We start from the raw sequence: 18,113 nt of genomic DNA on the forward strand, positions 1-18,113 counted from the left end.
ATGAACGACCACAACAACAGCATCAACCCGGAAACCGCCATGGCCACCACTACCATGACCATGATCCAGGCCCTGCGCTCGGCCATGGATGTCATGCTCGAGCGCGACGACAATGTGGTCGTGTACGGCCAGGACGTCGGTTACTTCGGCGGCGTGTTCCGCTGCACCGAAGGCCTGCAGAACAAGTACGGCAAATCGCGCGTGTTCGACGCGCCGATCTCCGAGAGCGGCATCGTCGGCACTGCCGTGGGCATGGGTGCCTACGGCCTGCGCCCGGTGGTGGAAATCCAGTTCGCCGACTATTTCTACCCGGCCTCCGACCAGATCGTTTCCGAGATGGCGCGCCTGCGTTACCGTTCGGCCGGCGAGTTCATCGCGCCGTTGACCCTGCGCATGCCTTGCGGCGGGGGCATCTACGGCGGCCAGACCCACAGCCAGAGCCCGGAAGCGATGTTCACCCAGGTGTGCGGCCTGCGCACCGTCATGCCGTCCAACCCGTATGACGCCAAAGGCCTGCTGATTGCCTCGATCGAATGCGATGACCCGGTGATCTTCCTCGAGCCCAAGCGCCTGTACAACGGCCCGTTCGATGGCCACCACGACCGTCCTGTCACACCGTGGTCGAAGCACCCGCAAAGTACCGTGCCAGACGGTTACTACACCGTACCGCTGGACAAGGCGGCCATTACCCGCCCCGGCAATGACGTGACCGTGCTGACCTACGGCACCACCGTGTACGTGGCCCAGGTGGCCGCCGAAGAAACCGGCGTCGACGCCGAGGTGATCGACCTGCGCAGCCTGTGGCCGCTGGACCTCGACACCATCGTCGAATCGGTGAAGAAGACCGGCCGCTGCGTGGTGGTACACGAGGCCACCCGCACCTGCGGCTTCGGTGCCGAACTGGTGTCGCTGGTGCAGGAACACTGCTTCCACCACCTGGAGGCGCCGATCGAGCGCGTCACCGGCTGGGACACCCCCTACCCCCACGCACAGGAATGGGCTTACTTCCCAGGGCCTTCGCGGGTAGGTGCGGCATTGAAAAAGGTCATGGAGGTCTGAATGGGCACGCACGTCATCAAGATGCCGGACATTGGCGAAGGCATCGCGCAGGTCGAGTTGGTCGAGTGGTTCGTCAAGGTCGGCGACATGATCGCCGAAGACCAGGTTGTGGCCGACGTCATGACCGACAAGGCCACCGTGGAAATCCCTTCGCCGGTCAGCGGCAAGGTGCTGGCCCTGGGTGGGCAGCCCGGTGAAGTGATGGCGGTCGGCAGCGAGCTGATCCGCATCGAAGTGGAAGGCAGCGGCAACCATGTGGACGTGCCGCACGCCAAGCCGGTCGAGGCCCCGGCAGCTCCGGTAGCCGCCAAGCCGGAACCGCAGAAAGAAGTGAAGCCCGCTGCATGCCAGGCGCCTGCCAACCATGAGGCAGCGACCATCGTGCCGCGCCAGCCGGGCGACAAGCCGCTGGCCTCGCCGGCTGTGCGCAAGCGTGCCCTGGATGCCGGTATCGAACTGCGTTACGTGCATGGCAGCGGCCCGGCCGGGCGCATCCTGCACGAAGACCTCGACGCCTTCATGAGCAAGCCACACAGCGCTGGCGGGCAAGCGCCGAGCGGCTATGCCAAGCGCACCGACAGCGAGCAGGTGCCGGTGATCGGCCTGCGCCGCAAGATCGCCCAACGCATGCAGGACGCCAAGCGTCGGGTCGCGCACTTCAGCTATGTGGAAGAAATCGACGTCACCGCCCTGGAAGCCCTGCGCCAGCAACTCAACAGCAAGCACGGCGACAGCCGCGGCAAGCTGACCCTGCTGCCGTTCCTGGTGCGCGCCCTGGTCGTGGCACTGCGCGACTTCCCGCAGATCAATGCCACCTATGACGACGAAGCCCAGGTCATCACCCGCCATGGCGCGGTGCATGTGGGCATCGCCACCCAAGGTGACAACGGCCTGATGGTGCCGGTGCTGCGCCATGCCGAAGCTGGCAGCCTGTGGAGCAATGCCGGCGAGATTTCGCGCCTGGCCAACGCTGCCCGCAACAACAAGGCCAGCCGCGATGAGCTGTCCGGTTCGACCATTACCCTGACCAGCCTGGGCGCCCTGGGCGGTATCGTCAGCACGCCGGTGGTCAACACCCCGGAAGTGGCGATCGTCGGGGTCAACCGCATGGTCGAGCGGCCGGTGGTGATCGACGGCCAGATCGTCGTGCGCAAGATGATGAACCTGTCCAGCTCGTTCGACCACCGCGTGGTCGATGGCATGGACGCCGCGCTGTTCATCCAGGCCGTGCGCGGCCTGCTCGAACAACCCGCCTGCCTGTTCGTGGAGTGAGCATGCAACAGACTATCCAGACTACCCTGTTGATCATCGGCGGCGGCCCTGGCGGCTACGTGGCTGCCATCCGCGCCGGGCAACTGGGCATCCCCACCGTGCTGGTGGAAGGCCAGGCACTGGGCGGTACCTGCCTGAACATCGGCTGCATCCCGTCCAAGGCGCTGATCCACGTGGCCGAGCAGTTCCACCAGACCTCGCGCTTTGCCGGACCGTCGGAGCTGGGCATCAGCGTCGCCTCGCCACGCCTGGACATTGGCCAGAGCGTGGCCTGGAAGGACGGCATCGTCGACCGCCTGACCACCGGTGTCGCCGCGCTGCTGAAAAAGCACGGGGTAAAGGTGATCCATGGCTGGGCGAAGGTGCTCGACGGCAAGCAGGTCGAGGTCGACGGCCAGCGCATCCAGTGCGAGCACCTGTTGCTGGCCACTGGTTCCAGCAGTGTCGAACTGCCGATGCTGCCGCTGGGCGGGCCGATCATTTCCTCGACCGAAGCCCTGGCGCCGAAAACCTTGCCGCAGCACCTGGTAGTGGTGGGCGGCGGTTACATCGGCCTGGAGCTGGGCATCGCCTACCGCAAGCTGGGTGCACGGGTCAGCGTGGTAGAAGCGCGCGAGCGCATCCTGCCGACCTACGACAGCGAGCTGACCGCCCCGGTGGCAGAATCGCTGAAGAAGCTGGGCATCACCCTGCACCTGGGCCACAGCGTCGAGGGTTACGAAGGCGGCTGTCTGCTGGCCCGGGATGGCCAGGGCGGCCAACTGCGCCTGGAAGCCGACCAGGTGCTGGTGGCCGTGGGCCGTCGGCCGCGCACGCAAGGTTTCAACCTGGAGTGCCTGGACCTGAAGATGAACGGCGCCGCCGTTGCCATCGACGAACGCTGCCAGACCAGCATGCGTAACGTCTGGGCCATCGGCGACGTGACCGGCGAACCGATGCTGGCGCACCGGGCCATGGCCCAGGGCGAGATGGTCGCCGAGATCATCGCCGGCAAGGCACGCCGTTTCGAGCCCAGTGCGATCGCCGCGGTGTGTTTCACCGACCCGGAAGTGGTGGTGGTCGGCAAGACCCCGGAGCAAGCCAGCCAGCAAGGGCTGGACTGCATCGTTGCGCAATTCCCGTTCGCCGCCAATGGCCGGGCCATGAGCCTGGAATCGAAAAGTGGCTTCGTGCGAGTGGTGGCGCGCCGTGACAACCATCTGATCCTGGGTTGGCAAGCGGTTGGCGTGGCGGTTTCCGAGTTGTCGACGGCGTTTGCCCAGTCGCTGGAAATGGGCGCGTGCCTGGAGGACGTGGCCGGTACCATCCATGCCCACCCGACACTGGGTGAGGCGGTACAGGAAGCGGCACTGCGCGCCCTGGGCCACGCCCTGCATATCTGACACTGAAGCGGCCAAGGCCGATTTGGCCCGCAGCGCCCCAGGCGCCGCGGGTCTTTTTTCATTCAGGCCCTACGGCGGTCCAGCCCTTGAAGCCAGCGCGGTCTTTGTGGGAGCGGCCTTGTGTCGCGAAAGGGCTGCAAGGCAGCCCCATCAATATCTGCGCTGATGCAAAAGCCCTGGGGCCGCTTTGCGGCCCTTTCGCGACACAAGGCCGCTCCCACAATGATCGAGAACTACTCGGCTAGAGCGTTCTTGGCTTGAGGGTGCTCAAGCCAGCTACAACAGCGCTCCTCCACGGCAGCAACCACCTGGTTGCCCTTGGCGAGTACAGGGAAAAACCCGGCCCAGGGGCAACGAACTTGTGCGCAAGCATCACGTTGTGGCCAACTGTTGCGCGCATCAACGTGGACGTGCCGCCCTTGACCGTCTGCACACTTTCAAGGATTTCAAATGCCGTATCCAAGCGCGCGCCATGCGTTCAGGCAAGGTGCCCACAGCGCCCTGCCGTTGACCTCCGGCATCGTGCCCTTCGGCTTGATCACCGGGGTAACGGCGATCGGTATGGGCCTGTCGCCAACCGATGCCATCGGCATGACCTTGCTGTTCTACTCCGGATCGGCGCAAATGGTGGTGATGCAGTTGATGCAAAGCGCCGCCCTGCCAGTGACCATGGTAGTCACCGCGCTGGTGATCAACCTGCGCTTCCTGATGTACAGCGCCAGCCTCGCCCCGCACCTGGGCCAACTGCCACGCCGCCAAAAGTGGCCGATGGCGTACATGCTGTCAGACCAGTCCTTCGCCCTGTGCACGCTGAAGATGGGTACGGGCGGGCTGGGGCAGTATGCCTACCCCTACTATGCCGGTACGGCAGTCACCATGTTCTTCGGCTGGAATCTCTCGGTGCTGGCGGGAATGTACCTGGGCGCGAGCATCCCTGAAGAATGGTCGCTCGGCTTTGCCATTCCGTTGTCATTCCTGGCTCTGTTGATACCCGGCATTCGCAATGCGGCAACGCTTGGCGCAGCACTGACCGGCGGCATGCTCGCCGTGCTGGCCGCCAACCTGCCCTACAACCTCGGCCTGCTGGCGGGCGCGCTGGGCGGCATCATCGCCGGGCTGGCCATCGAGAACTGGCAAAAACAGCGAACCGCGGCAGAAGACAATACCGAGCAGGAAGCATCATGAGCGAAACGACCCAATGGATAACCTTCATTCTGATCGGCCTGGGCACCTTCGCCATTCGCCTGTCGTTCATCGAGTTGCACACGGTATTGCGCATCCCCCCACTGTTTCGCCGGGCCCTGACGTATGTGCCGGCCAGCGTGCTGGCGGCATTGGTACTGCCGGCCGTGGTGTTTCCTGATCGGCAGGCGGGGTTCGACTGGATGAACCCGCAGATACCAGCGGCAATACTCGCCGCGCTGGTGGCGTGGCGTACGCGCAGCACGATGCTGACGCTGATTGCGGGCATGGGAGTGCTGTGGGCCTTGAAGCATCTGGGGATGTAGGAGTACACCGGCAGCGCCAGCTCAGCCCCTGGCAGTGAGAGGGCATGGGCGATGGGAAATGGCGTCCCAGGCAGGAATTGAACCTGCAACCTTCCCCTTAGGAGGGGGATGCTCTATCCAATTGAGCTACTGAGACGCAAGTGCCGGCAGCGAGCGCTGCACAGCGGGACGGCCAGCATGTTAACCAGCATGCTGGCGTTTGTCATGCCTCAAGCGGGCTTTTTCGCGTAATCCTTTTCTGCCAATGCTACACCTGTGGCAGCACACCCTCATCACGCAGCAGCGCGAACAATGCCGCGACCGCGGTTTCCAGGGTGGTGGAGTTGTCCAGCACATGCAGCGATGGATCGGCCAGCGCCTGCAAGCGTGCATTACGTGCAAGGCGCTGCTCTACTTCCTCGGCGCTTTCCCGCCCGCGGGCCAGCAAGCGCTCGCGCAGCACCTCGGGCCTGACCTGGACCAGCACAGCCAACAGGTTCGGGTAGCGTCGGCGCGCCTCGGCCAGATAAGCCCGCGAACCATTCACCAGCACCGCCCTGCCCGCCGCCAGCCACTGGTCCACCTGTACTGGAATGCCGTAATCCAGGCCGTTGGCTTGCCAATGCATGGCGAAAGCACCTTGTGCGCGCAGTGCCTCGAACTGCTCGGATGTGACGCCATGGGCGGCTTCGCCCTTGGCTTCGGCCGAGCGGGTAATGACGCGACGAGCGATTTGCACCCCGGCGGCTGCCAGCCGCTCACGAGACGCGTCAATCAGGGAATCTTTCCCGGAACCCGACGGTCCTACCAGATAGATCAACCGGCCTGTTCCTGACTGGCGGTCGCTTGCGTCATGTTGCATAGCCACTATGCTCTATGGAAGGAAACCGGCGCATTCTATGATTTTTCCCGGTCTTTTGCTGCGTTTCACCAATTTTTGACGGCAAAAGTCTGACGATTGGGCAAGCCGGGGCATGTAAAACTTTTCAAACCAGTACTCATTTCTGATAATTGGTACTGGCACAAAGCCTTTATCCGGCTCACTATTTGTCACAGAATTGACGCCAAGGAAACGGCGACCATGAGGCAAGATGAGCGTCCATTTTTCACAGACGGTTGAACATTTCGTCGTCGCCACGGTCGTACTACCACCCCGTGCGGCCAATTTTAGAACCGCTTCCCCTGAACCAAAATCCGGTCAATTTATATGCGCCCAATGAAACAGGCTATTTATTCGAGCCGCACCGCTGACAAGTTCGTCGTCCGCCTGCCAGACGGGATGCGTGAGCGCATTGCCGAGGTAGCGCGCAACCATCACCGCAGCATGAACTCCGAAATCATCGCGCGCCTGGAACAGAGCCTTATCCAGGAAGGTGCGCTGGGTGACGAGTTGAGCATGCGCCTGGACAGCCCTGAACTGTCCCTGCATGAACGCGAATTGCTGCAACGCTTCCGCCAACTGTCTCACCGCCAGCAGAACGCGCTGGTCGCCCTTATCGCTCACGATGTGGAAATGGCTACCGACGCCTCCTGAAGTTTGCAGCCGAACATGAAAAAGCCAGCGTAAGCTGGCTTTTTTGTGGGCTCATCACCGCTGCGGGATCACTATCTCTGTGGGAGCGGCCTTGTGTCGCGAAAGGGCTGCGAAGCAGCCCCAGAATTTTGTGCAGCGCCGCTGAAATTGCGGGGCCGCTCTGCGGCCCTTTCGCGACACAAGGCCGCTCCCACAGGGACCTCTCAGCGTTTGGAGGTAATCGGTTACAGCAGGAACAGCGTGGCCAGCCCGAGGAAGATGAAGAACCCGCCACTGTCGGTCACTGCGGTAATCATCACGCTGGAGCCCATCGCCGGGTCGCGCCCCAGGCGTGTCAGGGTCATCGGGATCAATACTCCCATCAAGGCCGCCAACAGCAGGTTCAAGGTCATCGCCGCAGTCATCACCAGGCCCAACGACCAACTGCCATACAGCCAGAACGCCACCGCACCGATCACCCCGCCCCAGATCAGGCCGTTGAGCAGCGATACCGCCAGCTCCTTGCGCATCAGGCGGCTGGTGTTGCCCGGCGACACCTGGTCCAGCGCCATGGCGCGCACGATCATGGTGATGGTCTGGTTACCGGAGTTGCCGCCAATGCCCGCCACGATCGGCATCAGCGCAGCCAGGGCTACCAGTTTCTCGATCGAACCTTCGAACAGGCCGATCACACGCGACGCAACGAAGGCGGTAATCAGGTTGATGGCCAACCAGGCCCAGCGGTTGCGCAGCGAACGCCAGACCGAGGCGAAGATGTCTTCTTCCTCGCGCAAACCGGCCATGTTCAGCACTTCGCTTTCGCTTTCCTCGCGAATCAGGTCAACCATTTCGTCGATGGTCAAGCGGCCGATCAGGCGTTCGTTCTTGTCCACAACCGGCGCAGATACCAGGTCATAACGCTCGAAGGCCTGCGCCGCATCATAGGCATCTTCCTCGGGATGGAAGGAGACCGGGTCGGTCGCCATGACCTCCGCCACCTTTTTCTCCGGGTCGTTGACCAGCAGACGCTTGATCGGCAATACGCCCTTGAGAATACCGTCATAGTCGACCACGAACAGTTTGTCGGTATGGTTCGGCAGCTCTTTCAGGCGGCGCAGGTAGCGCAACACCACTTCCAGGCTGACGTCTTCGCGGATGGTGACCATCTCGAAGTCCATCAAGGCACCAACCTGCTCCTCGTCGTAGCTCAGCGCCGAACGCACGCGCTCGCGTTGCTGGGCATCGAGGGTTTCCATCAGCTCGTGAACAACGTCACGCGGCAGCTCTGGAGCAAGGTCGGCCAGCTCGTCGGCGTCCATTTCCTTGGCTGCGGCGAGCAGCTCGTGATCGTCCATGTCGGCGATCAACGATTGCCGCACGGCGTCAGACACTTCCAGCAGAATGTCGCCATCGCGATCCGAGCGCACCAGCTGCCAGACCGTCAGGCGGTCTTCCAGGGGCAAGGCTTCGAGGATATAGGCGATGTCGGCGGGGTGCAGGTCATCGAGCTTGCGCTGCAGCTCGACGAGGTTCTGGCGGTGGACCAGGTTTTCCACCAGGTCGTTGTGGGCGCCTTCCTGACGGTGGGTCAGGTCTTCGACCACGCGCTGGCGCTGCAGCAGTTCGACCACCTGGGCCAGGCGGTCCTGCAGGCTTTCCTGCGCTTTTTTTACTTCTACTTCAGTCATAGGCGAACTCCACTCCCAGCAGCGGAGCACGCCGGGAGAATCAATCGGTCAGATCTTTCTGTATGAATCTTGTTAGCGAGTAACTACTGGGTAAGTCCATGGTGGTTTTCCACAAGCCCCGGCGGGGCTGACGGGCGCAATCATACACTGCTAAAGCTGTCAGATCGCTTAAAATTTTGGCCAGAACAATCGTTTGCGTGATAAAGCTGGGACAACGCTCGAAGCTATCAGTGCGACGGTGGGCCTGGCGGTTAAAGCACATTTGATATGTGCCTGGATGTGTTTGTGGTGCTTGGTCGATTTTGAGGGCCGCTACGCGCCCCATCGCGACACAAGGCCGCTCCCACACGGGACCGTGCTCTTTCTGTGGGAGCGGCCTTGCGTCGCGATGGGCTGCAAAGCAGCCCCAAGCCAAACACCTATCTACGGAGAGCTTAGATCGACATCACCAACAATTCATTGGCGCAGAAAAACAAAAAGCCCGCTCAATTGAGCGGGCTTCTTGATTTGGTGTGGCGGACTCAGCAGGATTCGAACCTGCGACCGCTCGGTTCGTAGCCGAGTACTCTATCCAGCTGAGCTATGAGTCCGTGGTGGTAGTTTTAGACCAGATTACCACTGGTTTGTTGAAGCGCCTTTGCAAGCAGAGCCACTTCAAAAAGTGGCGGACTCAGCAGGATTCGAACCTGCGACCGCTCGGTTCGTAGCCGAGTACTCTATCCAGCTGAGCTATGAGTCCGCGATGGTAGTTTTAGACCAGATTACCACTGGTTCTTTGAAGCAGCCTTGCAAGCAAAGCCACTTCAAAAAGTGGCGGACTCAGGAGGATTCGAACCTCCGACCGCTCGGTTCGTAGCCGAGTACTCTATCCAGCTGAGCTATGAGTCCGTGTCTTGCCGCGCATTATAGGTCGCTGAAACATTTTTGCAAGAACTTTTTCGTTTAAAATCAACTACTTAGCGTTCTTACTGTTTACAGCGGCCTAAGCGAATAATGGCGGTGAAGGGGGGATTCGAACCCCCGATACCCTTATGAGGTATACTCCCTTAGCAGGGGAGCGCCTTCGGCCACTCGGCCACCTCACCGCAACACGAGGCGAATATTAAACAGGCTCTTCCTCGTTTGCAACCCTTTTTTTGAAAAAAACTTCAAAAAAATTAAAGGCTTGGCTCTTCGTCCTTCTCTTTCTTGATCCGCAGGTAGATTTCCTCGCGGTGCACAGCCACTTCTTTCGGGGCGCTGACGCCAATACGCACCTGGTTGCCCTTGACGCCGAGCACCGTCACGGTGATCTCGCCATCTCCAATGATCAGGCTCTCGGCGCACCGACGAGTCAGAATCAACATAGCTTTCTCCTTACGCAAAACATTCAGGGGTAACAGTCTTTGGTGTCGCGGCCTGGTCGTGGACGACGACCAGGCCCCGGTTACCCGCCGCACAGGCCAGGACAGGGCCTGCACGGCGAGCAGAAACGCGAAGGGCGCGGCAAGCCGCGCCCTTCCAGGCAGCGTATTACTCGCTCTGTCGTGCCGGAGCGTCGAGCTCGAACGCGGTGTGTAGCGCGCGCACGGCCAGCTCCAGGTACTTCTCTTCGATCACGACCGAAACCTTGATCTCGGAGGTGGAGATCATCTGGATGTTGATGCTCTCCTTGGCCAGGGCTTCGAACATGCGGCTGGCAACACCGGCGTGCGAACGCATGCCGACGCCGACGATCGAGACCTTGGCGATCTTGGTGTCGCCGATCACTTCACGGGCACCGATTTCGCGGGCGGTGTTTTCCAGCACGCTCTGCGCCTTCTCGTACTCGTTGCGGTGTACGGTGAAGGTGAAGTCGGTGGTGTTATCGTGGGCTACGTTCTGCACGATCATGTCGACCTCGATGTTCGAGGCGCTGATCGGGCCGAGGATCTTGAAGGCCACGCCCGGGGTGTCCGGCACGCCGCGAATGGTCAGCTTGGCTTCATCACGGTTGAAGGCGATACCGGAAATGATCGGCTGTTCCATGGATTCCTCTTCATCAATGGTAATGAGGGTACCCGGACCCTCCTTGAAGCTGTGCAGCACGCGCAGCGGAACGTTGTACTTGCCGGCGAACTCCACCGAACGGATCTGCAGCACCTTGGAACCGAGGCTGGCCATTTCCAGCATCTCTTCGAAGGTAATCTTCTCCAGACGCTGGGCCTGTGGCACAACGCGCGGGTCAGTGGTGTATACGCCATCCACGTCGGTGTAGATCTGGCACTCGTCGGCCTTCAGAGCAGCCGCCAGGGCCACGCCGGTGGTGTCGGAGCCGCCACGGCCCAGGGTGGTGATGCTGCCGTGCTCGTCGACGCCCTGGAAGCCCGCCACCACGACCACGCGGCCTTCCTTGAGGTCGGCACGAATCTTCTGGTCGTCGATCTGCAGGATGCGCGCCTTGTTGTGCGCGCTGTCGGTAAGGATGCGCACCTGGTTGCCGGTGTAGGACACCGCTGGCACACCACGCTTGATCAAGGCCATGGCCAGCAAGGCAATGGTGACCTGCTCACCGGTCGACACGATCACGTCCAGTTCACGCGGAACCGGCTGATCGGTGATCTGCTTGGCCAGGTCGATCAGGCGATTGGTTTCACCGCTCATTGCCGACAACACAACCACCAGGTCGTCGCCCGCCTCACGGTGTTTCTTGACCTTTTCGGCTACCTGCTCGATCCGCTCGATGGAACCGACAGAGGTGCCGCCAAATTTCTGTACGATCAACGCCATTTCAATGGTGCCTCAGCCCATACAGGGCCCCAAAAAACAATCCAACATGAAAGGGGGACGACTAGACCATCCCCCCCTTCATCTCAAAGTCCCTGCTCTGCGAATGGCACGGCCAGCGCCAGGGCCTGGTCCAGTGCAGCGACGTCGACGCCACCACCCTGAGCCATGTCCGGACGACCACCGCCCTTGCCACCCACCGCCGCAGCGGCTTGTTTCATCAGATCGCCAGCCTTGAGTTGGCTGGAGAGGTCCTTGGTCACGCCGGCCACCAGCACGACCTTGCCCTCATGCTCGCTGCCCAGCAGGATCACTGCGTGGCCGAGCTTGTTCTTCAGCTGATCGACCAGGGCCAGCAGGGCCTTGCCGTCCTGCCCATCCAGGCGGGCGGCGAGTACCTTGGCACCCTTGACCTCAACGGCCGCGTTGGAGAGATCGTCCCCGGCGGCGCTGGCGGCCTTGGCCTGCAGCTGTTCCAGCTGCTTCTCCAGCTGGCGGTTGCGCTCGAGCACAGCCGACAGCTTGTCGATCAGGTTGTCGCGGTTACCCTTTACCAGTTGCGCGGCTTCCTTGACCTGCTCTTCGGCAGCGTTCAGGTACGCCAGCGCAGCAGCGCCGGTGACCGCTTCGATACGACGCACGCCAGAGGCCACGCCACCTTCGCTGATGATCTTGAACAGGGCGATGTCACCGGTGCGCTTGGCGTGGATACCGCCGCACAGCTCTACCGAGAAATCGCCGCCCATGCTCAGCACACGCACGGTATCGCCGTACTTCTCGCCGAACAGCGCCATGGCACCCTTGGCCTTGGCGGTTTCGATGTCGGTCAGTTCGGTTTCCACTGCGGTGTTCTTGCGCACTTCGCGGTTGACGATGTCTTCCAGGGCCTTGATCTGCTCCGGTTTCACCGCCTCGAAGTGGCTGAAGTCGAAACGCAGGCGCTGGCTATCCACCAGCGAGCCTTTCTGCTGTACGTGCTCGCCCAGTACCTGGCGCAGCGCTTCGTGCAGCAGGTGGGTGGCGGAGTGGTTCAGCGAGGTGGCGTGCTGCACATCGGCATCGACCTTGGCCTCGACTGGTGAACCGATCACCAGCGCACCGCTGGCAACCACGCCGTGGTGCAGGAAGGCACCGCCAGTCTTGGTGGTGTCGCGCACATCGAAGCGCGCGGCGCCGGCCTGCAGGTAGCCGGTGTCACCCACCTGGCCACCGGATTCGGCGTAGAACGGCGTGCGGTCGAGCACGACCACGCCCTGCTCGCCTTCACCCAGCTGGTCTACGGCCTGGCCGTCCTTGTACAGGGCAATGATCTTGCCCTGGCCTTCGGTGGCCTCGTAGCCGAGGAACTCGGTGGCGCTGTCGACCTTGACCAGGCTGTTGTAGTCCATGCCGAAGGCGCTGGCGGAGCGGGCGCGTTCACGCTGGGCGTCCATCTCGCGCTCGAAGCCGGCCTCGTCGATGGTCAGCTCGCGCTCGCGGGCGATGTCGGCGGTCAGGTCCATCGGGAAGCCGTAGGTGTCGTACAGCTTGAACACCACGTCGCCCGGTACCACGTCACTCTCGAGCTGGGCCAGGTCCTGCTCGAGAATGCGCAGGCCCTGCTCCAGGGTCTTGGCGAACTGTTCTTCTTCAGCCTTGAGCACACGCTCGATGTGCGCCTGCTGGCTGTTCAGTTCCGGGAAGGCCTCGCCCATTTCGGCGACCAGCGCGGCAACGATCTGGTAGAAGAAACTGCCCTTGGCGCCCAGCTTGTTACCGTGGCGACAGGCGCGGCGAATGATGCGGCGCAGCACGTAGCCACGGCCTTCGTTGGACGGCAGCACGCCGTCGGCGATCAGGAAGCCGCACGAACGGATGTGGTCGGCAACCACTTTCAGCGAAGCCTGGCCCTCGTTGCTGCAACCGATGGCCTTGGCCGCGGCCGCCAGCAGGTTCTGGAACAGGTCGATCTCGTAGTTCGAGTGCACGTGCTGCAGCACGGCGCTGACGCGCTCCAGGCCCATGCCGGTGTCCACCGACGGCGCTGGCAGCGGGTGCAGCACGCCGTCGGCGGTGCGGTTGAACTGCATGAAGACGTTGTTCCAGATCTCGATGTAGCGGTCGCCGTCTTCTTCCGGCGAGCCGGGTGGGCCGCCCCAGATGTCCGGGCCGTGGTCGTAGAAGATCTCGGTGCATGGGCCGCACGGGCCGGTGTCGCCCATGGTCCAGAAGTTGTCGGAGGCGTACGGGGCGCCCTTGTTGTCACCGATGCGCACCATACGCTCGGCCGGCACGCCGACTTCCTTGGTCCAGATATCGTAGGCTTCGTCGTCAGTGGCGTAGACGGTGACCCAGAGCTTTTCCTTGGGCAGGTTCAGCCATTTTTCCGAAGTCAGGAAGGTCCAGGCGAAGGTAATGGCGTCGCGCTTGAAATAGTCACCGAAGCTGAAGTTGCCCAGCATTTCGAAGAAGGTGTGGTGACGTGCGGTGTAACCGACGTTTTCCAGGTCGTTGTGCTTGCCACCGGCGCGCACGCACTTCTGGCTGCTGACGGCACGCGTGTAGGCACACTTCTCCGCACCGAGGAAGCAGTCCTTGAACTGGTTCATGCCGGCATTGGTGAACAGCAGGGTCGGGTCGTTGTTCGGGATCAGCGAACTGGAGGCGACTCGGGTATGTCCCTGCTCTTCGAAGAAGCGAAGGAAGGCTTCACGGATTTCTGCGCTTTTCATAGGTTCTTCCACGGAAACGGCGGCCGTTTGGGCTAATACGTCGAATCGACGAAACGACGGCAAAGGGCGCCATTATAGCCAGCCTGCACAGGAGATACAGTGTGTTTGTACACCAGAACGGCAATCGGCGGATGAAAAGCCGTTCATGCACAGGGCCAGGGCCGAAATAGCGACCTGCGGGCTCACCCAGGCTGTACATAAGCAACACCTGAGCCCCCCAGGCATTACCGATGCTGCCTCCCCAACCTTGATGCCGGAGCACACCATGCCTGAGCTTAACCTGTCCAAACTCCACTCAGACCCGCACCCCCTGCCCCATGATGCCACCCTGGTCAATCGGCGGCCGGTCTACTACATCGACGCTCGGCAAGCGGGTTATGGTCAGACCGCCTTCAACAACGCCGAACACCCTCAGCAGCAGACCGAGGTCAAGTACATCCAGGCCGACCCGAATGTGCGAATCACCCTGGAGCGCACTTATCCATTGGGGCGCCGCTATCGCCGCAATACGCAAAACAGCGAGTTGCTGGTGTTCAATGTAGCCCCGCGCGCCCTGCGTTCGGGCGAGCAGCAAAAGCGCGTGCGGATCGCTGCCAGGGAGTGCTTGCTGGAAGTGACGATCAACGATGCGGTCTTCATGGTCGCCGCGGGGACCGCCGAAGCCATCGCCATTCGTCTCACGGACGGCAATCACCACGTTGTCATCACCGAAGAGGTGAAAAAGACAGTGTTGATCGACATGATAGGGACCGGCAACACAATCGAGACAGGTGCAGGCATCGTGCATATCGATGCCCATACAGGCACGCATCAGATTCTGGTCGGAAGCGGTCCGGTACTGGTCGACAAAGGTGACGCGATTGTCAATGTCACCGGTCATTGCCTGCTCGGCCATGCCTCCTCCATGAGCGCGCTGTATCGCAATTCGGAAAACGATGCACAGCTGACGCAGGCGGTAGCGGCCGAACATCGCGCTCTGGGCAGCGTCGGCGTACAAGCGAGCGGTGACGAAGGTTTCCGCCAAGCAGTCGAGGATGCGCTGGTGCTGATGCGCAAGTTACCCTGCGGTCAAGCGCTCCTGGCGGGCCTGGATGACAAAGCCGGACAGTCCGGAAACCCGATCATAGTGACTGAAGCGCTCAGACACCAACTCACCACTTATACGCCAAGTGACAAGGAGGAGGATGAGGAGGAAGGCCATTTCATCATCGACGAGACTCGTAGCAGCTGGGGCTATAGCGGCGGCGATCTGGCTTACAACCCGAACTGGTCGACGTCCGCACAGCTGCCACTGCTCGACCTGTACCGCTGCCTGTGCCAAGGCTGGAACTCGATGACAGGCACCGTCTTCCCAGGCCAGACGGAGGTTGAAGGCAAAAATGGCAGTTACCCGGTGGACAACCTGCTGCTGCAAAGCATCGGCTTACCCACCGACTGCAAGTTCACTTTCGGCAGCAGCCTGCTGAACACCAACCCATCCGACTTCACTGAAAACGGGCTGCGTCGGGCGTTACAACTGGAGCTGCGCACACGACCGTGACCTGCACCGATGACTCAAGCTCAGCCCAGGTGCTGGCCGGAGTCGGGTACGATCAGGATCCCCGCCCTGAGGCCGTTCCTGACCTTGGGGTTGGGGAAGATGATGCGCGCGCCCTCCTCCTCGACCACCCAGCGCGTCTCGGCCAGGTCCTCGGCCAGCAGGTAGCCCTTGCTCAGCTCGGAGAAGTTCTCGATATCCGCCGGCAAGTGCAGGTGGAAGCTGTCGCTGTGCTTGATGATCTCGCGGGAGACGCTGAACAGCTGCAAGCCGTCCAGCGAGCCCTCGCCGTCTGGCTCGTTGGCTTCAATGATCTGGATCAGTCGCTCTTCCAGCTTGTCGAGGTTGACCTCCTCGTTCTGGCCGAACGGGCGGGCCTTGCCCAGCTCCAAGGTAAAGGCCTCGGCCTCGAGCTGTTCGTAGGTGAAGGCGCTGAAGGTAATCGACGACTTGCTCTGCAGCAAAACCGCCTCCATGCCCGCCGCCGCCAGCCGCGCCAGTTCGCGACGGGAATGCTTGCGCCCCTCTTTATAAGGGTACAAGGCGAACTGCTCGATCTTCGAGCCGCGGATGGCCGTATGCAGGTCGTAGTGCAGGCGGTTGCGCTCTGGCTTGCTGAAGAACACCCGGGCGAACTGTTCCAGCTCGGCGGCACGCAATGCCTCGAAGCCACTGGACAGCTCGTGGCGGCCGTTGAAAAGGCGGTTGATGTCCTGCTCGATGAAACGCTCGCCCTTGCGGATCGCTGCCGGGTTGCCGAACAGGAACAGCACCCGGGCCCTGGGTTTGATCTTGCCGTTGGCCACGCCATGCAGCAGCCGCTCGAGCAATTCGATCGGTGCCGTTTCGTTGCCGTGGATGCCGGCGGACAACAGCAAGTCCAGCCCGCAATCCTCGCTTTCGGCCGGGCGCACTTCGAGCGCGCCCTCCCCCAGCCAGCGCAAACGCGCGCCCTTGGTTGTCACTTGGGTCTTCTCGGCCGGTTCGTGATCGGTGAGGGTCAGCTCAAGCAATTTGCCAAGGGCGAGCATAGGTACTTCCTTAGTGATGGTGGCCGCAGTCGGGGCCATGGACGTGATCGTCGTCTTCGCCGACCTCGGCTGGTTCCATTTCCAGCTGCAGGCTGACCAGGTTGGTGGCCATCGGGCGCAGCAGCAGGTTGGCGTACTCGGTGTCGTCTTCCTCGACATCCACGCCAATCAGCAGCTGGCCACGACCATCCTGCTGAATCCACACTTCCTTGCCTTGCCAGACCACGGCAAAGCGGGTGCAGGAAGTTTCCAGCTGGGTGCCGTCTTCATCTTCCAAGATAAGGCGCAGGGCGTCGGTCATTGCAAAGTCTCTCTTCAAGGTTGGCGTTGGAACGGATACACCGAGCCCAACTTCAGGATCTGGGTCAGTTCGTCCAGTGCCGTACGGCATTCCACCAGCAATTGCGGGTCGGCCAGGTCCGCCTCGCCAAGGCGATCGCGGTAATGCTTGTCGACCCACTGCAGCAGGGTGTCGTACAGCGAGGCGGTCATGATAACGCCTTGGTTGACGGCTGCCAGTTCCGTTTCCTTCAAAGCCACGCGCAAACGCAGGCAAGCCGGCCCACCGCCGTTCTGCATGCTCTGCTTGAGGTCGAACACCTTGACCTCCTTCACCGGGCCGCCCTGGCTGGTCAACTGGCCCAGATAGGCCCAGACCCGCTCGTTGTTGCGGCACTCTTCCGGCACCACCAGCAGCATGGAGCCGTCATCACGGCTGAGCAGCTGGCTGTTGAACAGGTAGGAACGCACCGCATCCTCCACCGTCACCGCTGCCCGCGGCACGCAGATGGCGTGGAAGTTGCCACCCTTGCTGGCCAGTTTAGCTCGCAGCTGGCCAAGTACCGCGTCGGTCTCGAGGAAAGCGTCCTCGTGGTAGAACAGCACCTCGCCGTTGCCCACCGCAATTACGTCGTTGTGGAACACGCCCTGGTCGATCACGGCCGGGTTCTGTTGAGCGTAGACCACGCCGTCATCGCTCAGGCCATGCAGCCGGGCCACGGCCTGGGAGGCTTCCAGGGTTTGCCGGGCCGGGTACTTCTGCGGCGCCGGGTAGCGGCTGTCGAAGGCGCTGCGGCCGTAGACGAAGAACTCCACACCGGCCTCGCCATAGGCGCGGCAGAAACGCGTGTGGTTGGCAGCACCCTCGTCACCGAACTGTGCCACCGCAGGCAGTGCCTCGTGGTGGGCAAAATGCTTGGCGTCGCTGAACATGGCACCCAGCACGCGACTGGTAGTCGGGTGCTCGATGCTGCGGTGGTATTTGCAGTTGAGGTTGGCAGCAGTGAAGTGCACGCGGCCGTCGGCAGTGTCGGCACTGGGGCTGACCGTGGCGGCGTTGGCCACCCACATGCTCGAGGCCGAGCAACTGGCCACCAGCAATGGCATGGCCTCCTTGGCGGCACGCTGGATCACTTCGGCATCGCTGCCGCTGAAGCCCAGGCGGCGCAGTGCGGCCACATCCGGGCGCTCCTGCGGCGCCAGCACGCCCTGCTTGAAGCCCATGTCGGCCAGCGCTTTCATCTTCGCCAGGCCCTGGCGCGCGGCTTCGCGCGGGTTGGAACCCTGCTGGCTGTTGCTCTGCGAAGCCACGTTGCCGTAGGACAGGCCGCCATAGTTGTGGGTAGGCCCCACCAGGCCATCAAAATTCACTTCGAAGGATTTCATCGGCTAGGCTCCGTGACCTGTTG

At 62.0% G+C, this 18,113-nt stretch carries 15 protein-coding genes and 5 tRNA genes; 7 read left to right on the plus strand and 13 right to left on the minus strand.

Translation table 11 applies throughout. The features are described 5' to 3' along the window. The 5 genes from JV551A3_RS23190 (at nt 1) to JV551A3_RS23210 (ending at nt 5,221) form a co-directional block, all read left to right on the plus strand. Nucleotides 1-1,059 carry an alpha-ketoacid dehydrogenase subunit beta gene (locus JV551A3_RS23190; RefSeq protein ID WP_112253125.1) on the plus strand — a complete coding sequence of 353 codons (1,059 nt, stop codon included), beginning with the start codon at nt 1-3 and terminating at the stop codon, nt 1,057-1,059. After that, a complete protein-coding gene (locus JV551A3_RS23195; RefSeq protein ID WP_133974474.1) occupies nt 1,060-2,331 on the plus strand; it encodes a dihydrolipoamide acetyltransferase family protein in 1,272 nt (423 codons plus the stop codon). Between the two features lie 2 nt (nt 2,332-2,333). Further along, entirely contained in the window at nt 2,334-3,713 is a 1,380-nt protein-coding gene (gene lpdA / locus JV551A3_RS23200) for a dihydrolipoyl dehydrogenase (protein ID WP_133974476.1), read from the plus strand. A 450-nt stretch (nt 3,714-4,163) separates the two neighbouring features. Next, nucleotides 4,164-4,898, plus strand: a complete 735-nt coding sequence (locus JV551A3_RS23205; RefSeq protein WP_133974478.1) for an AzlC family ABC transporter permease — start codon at nt 4,164-4,166, stop codon at nt 4,896-4,898. Next, complete coding sequence (locus tag JV551A3_RS23210; RefSeq protein WP_133974480.1) at nt 4,895-5,221, plus strand: AzlD domain-containing protein; 327 nt, start codon at nt 4,895-4,897, stop codon at nt 5,219-5,221. The genes JV551A3_RS23205 and JV551A3_RS23210 overlap by 4 nt, the downstream gene beginning before the upstream one ends. Before the next feature lie 59 nt (nt 5,222-5,280). On the opposite strand, the gene JV551A3_RS23215 is transcribed toward JV551A3_RS23210, so the two are convergent. Both JV551A3_RS23215 and phnN read right to left on the minus strand, forming a co-directional pair. Beyond that, nucleotides 5,281-5,357, minus strand: a tRNA-Arg gene (locus JV551A3_RS23215). A gap of 111 nt (nt 5,358-5,468) precedes the next feature. Continuing rightward, nucleotides 5,469-6,062 carry a phosphonate metabolism protein/1,5-bisphosphokinase (PRPP-forming) PhnN gene (gene phnN, locus JV551A3_RS23220; protein ID WP_133974482.1) on the minus strand — a complete coding sequence of 198 codons (594 nt, stop codon included), beginning with the start codon at nt 6,060-6,062 and terminating at the stop codon, nt 5,469-5,471. 345 nt (nt 6,063-6,407) lie between these two features. Here phnN and JV551A3_RS23230 point away from each other — a divergent pair, with 345 nt between their 5' ends. Beyond that, complete coding sequence (locus JV551A3_RS23230) at nt 6,408-6,734, plus strand: Arc family DNA-binding protein (RefSeq protein ID WP_012273554.1); 327 nt, start codon at nt 6,408-6,410, stop codon at nt 6,732-6,734. A gap of 224 nt (nt 6,735-6,958) precedes the next feature. On the opposite strand, the gene mgtE is transcribed toward JV551A3_RS23230, so the two are convergent. The 8 genes from mgtE to alaS form a co-directional block, all read right to left on the minus strand. Next, complete coding sequence (gene mgtE / locus JV551A3_RS23235) at nt 6,959-8,401, minus strand: magnesium transporter (RefSeq protein ID WP_025340118.1); 1,443 nt, start codon at nt 8,399-8,401, stop codon at nt 6,959-6,961. A 513-nt stretch (nt 8,402-8,914) separates the two neighbouring features. Beyond that, a tRNA-Arg gene (locus tag JV551A3_RS23240) sits at nt 8,915-8,991 on the minus strand. A 72-nt stretch (nt 8,992-9,063) separates the two neighbouring features. Further along, a tRNA-Arg gene (locus JV551A3_RS23245) sits at nt 9,064-9,140 on the minus strand. 72 nt (nt 9,141-9,212) lie between these two features. Beyond that, nucleotides 9,213-9,289: transfer RNA gene (locus JV551A3_RS23250), tRNA-Arg, on the minus strand. A 106-nt stretch (nt 9,290-9,395) separates the two neighbouring features. Further along, nucleotides 9,396-9,486: transfer RNA gene (locus JV551A3_RS23255), tRNA-Ser, on the minus strand. A 72-nt stretch (nt 9,487-9,558) separates the two neighbouring features. Further along, the gene (gene csrA / locus JV551A3_RS23260) at nt 9,559-9,747 is read right to left on the minus strand and encodes a carbon storage regulator CsrA (RefSeq protein ID WP_003254503.1); all 189 of its coding nucleotides are present in this window, start codon (nt 9,745-9,747) and stop codon (nt 9,559-9,561) included. Nucleotides 9,748-9,913: 166 nt separating this feature from the next. After that, nucleotides 9,914-11,149 (minus strand): aspartate kinase, encoded by a 1,236-nt coding sequence (locus JV551A3_RS23265; RefSeq protein ID WP_133974486.1) that lies wholly within the window; start codon nt 11,147-11,149, stop codon nt 9,914-9,916. An 83-nt stretch (nt 11,150-11,232) separates the two neighbouring features. Next, nucleotides 11,233-13,857 (minus strand): alanine--tRNA ligase, encoded by a 2,625-nt coding sequence (gene alaS / locus JV551A3_RS23270; RefSeq protein ID WP_133974488.1) that lies wholly within the window; start codon nt 13,855-13,857, stop codon nt 11,233-11,235. Between the two features lie 265 nt (nt 13,858-14,122). Here alaS and JV551A3_RS23275 point away from each other — a divergent pair, with 265 nt between their 5' ends. After that, nucleotides 14,123-15,397 carry a M91 family zinc metallopeptidase gene (locus JV551A3_RS23275; RefSeq protein WP_133974490.1) on the plus strand — a complete coding sequence of 425 codons (1,275 nt, stop codon included), beginning with the start codon at nt 14,123-14,125 and terminating at the stop codon, nt 15,395-15,397. A 20-nt stretch (nt 15,398-15,417) separates the two neighbouring features. Here JV551A3_RS23275 and astE read toward each other — a convergent pair whose 3' ends face one another. From astE to astB, 3 genes are read right to left on the minus strand one after another with little or no spacing between them, the layout of a single operon-like run. Next, nucleotides 15,418-16,425, minus strand: coding sequence for a succinylglutamate desuccinylase (astE, locus tag JV551A3_RS23280; protein WP_133974492.1), 1,008 nt, complete (start codon nt 16,423-16,425; stop codon nt 15,418-15,420). Between the two features lie 10 nt (nt 16,426-16,435). Further along, the gene (locus JV551A3_RS23285) at nt 16,436-16,726 is read right to left on the minus strand and encodes a topoisomerase II (protein WP_003256592.1); all 291 of its coding nucleotides are present in this window, start codon (nt 16,724-16,726) and stop codon (nt 16,436-16,438) included. Between the two features lie 14 nt (nt 16,727-16,740). Next, the gene (gene astB, locus JV551A3_RS23290) at nt 16,741-18,090 is read right to left on the minus strand and encodes an N-succinylarginine dihydrolase (RefSeq protein ID WP_133974494.1); all 1,350 of its coding nucleotides are present in this window, start codon (nt 18,088-18,090) and stop codon (nt 16,741-16,743) included. Between the last annotated feature and the right edge of the window lie 23 nt (nt 18,091-18,113).

The organism is Pseudomonas inefficax, from assembly GCF_900277125.1.
Lineage (GTDB): Bacteria > Pseudomonadota > Gammaproteobacteria > Pseudomonadales > Pseudomonadaceae > Aquipseudomonas > Aquipseudomonas inefficax.

Bases quoted from the DNA above. Each gene is read 5' to 3' on its own strand.
- lpdA (WP_133974476.1), top strand. From the start codon at position 2,334: ATGCAACAGACTATCCAGACTACCCTGTTGATCATCGGCGGCGGCCCT.
- JV551A3_RS23285 (WP_003256592.1), bottom strand. From the start codon at position 16,726: ATGACCGACGCCCTGCGCCTTATCTTGGAAGATGAAGACGGCACCCAG.
- JV551A3_RS23195 (WP_133974474.1), top strand. From the start codon at position 1,060: ATGGGCACGCACGTCATCAAGATGCCGGACATTGGCGAAGGCATCGCG.
- alaS (WP_133974488.1), bottom strand. From the start codon at position 13,857: ATGAAAAGCGCAGAAATCCGTGAAGCCTTCCTTCGCTTCTTCGAAGAG.
- phnN (WP_133974482.1), bottom strand. From the start codon at position 6,062: ATGCAACATGACGCAAGCGACCGCCAGTCAGGAACAGGCCGGTTGATC.
- JV551A3_RS23275 (WP_133974490.1), top strand. From the start codon at position 14,123: ATGCCTGAGCTTAACCTGTCCAAACTCCACTCAGACCCGCACCCCCTG.
- mgtE (WP_025340118.1), bottom strand. From the start codon at position 8,401: ATGACTGAAGTAGAAGTAAAAAAAGCGCAGGAAAGCCTGCAGGACCGC.
- JV551A3_RS23190 (WP_112253125.1), top strand. From the start codon at position 1: ATGAACGACCACAACAACAGCATCAACCCGGAAACCGCCATGGCCACC.
- JV551A3_RS23265 (WP_133974486.1), bottom strand. From the start codon at position 11,149: ATGGCGTTGATCGTACAGAAATTTGGCGGCACCTCTGTCGGTTCCATC.
- JV551A3_RS23205 (WP_133974478.1), top strand. From the start codon at position 4,164: ATGCCGTATCCAAGCGCGCGCCATGCGTTCAGGCAAGGTGCCCACAGC.
- csrA (WP_003254503.1), bottom strand. From the start codon at position 9,747: ATGTTGATTCTGACTCGTCGGTGCGCCGAGAGCCTGATCATTGGAGAT.
- JV551A3_RS23230 (WP_012273554.1), top strand. From the start codon at position 6,408: ATGCGCCCAATGAAACAGGCTATTTATTCGAGCCGCACCGCTGACAAG.
- astE (WP_133974492.1), bottom strand. From the start codon at position 16,425: ATGCTCGCCCTTGGCAAATTGCTTGAGCTGACCCTCACCGATCACGAA.
- astB (WP_133974494.1), bottom strand. From the start codon at position 18,090: ATGAAATCCTTCGAAGTGAATTTTGATGGCCTGGTGGGGCCTACCCAC.
- JV551A3_RS23210 (WP_133974480.1), top strand. From the start codon at position 4,895: ATGAGCGAAACGACCCAATGGATAACCTTCATTCTGATCGGCCTGGGC.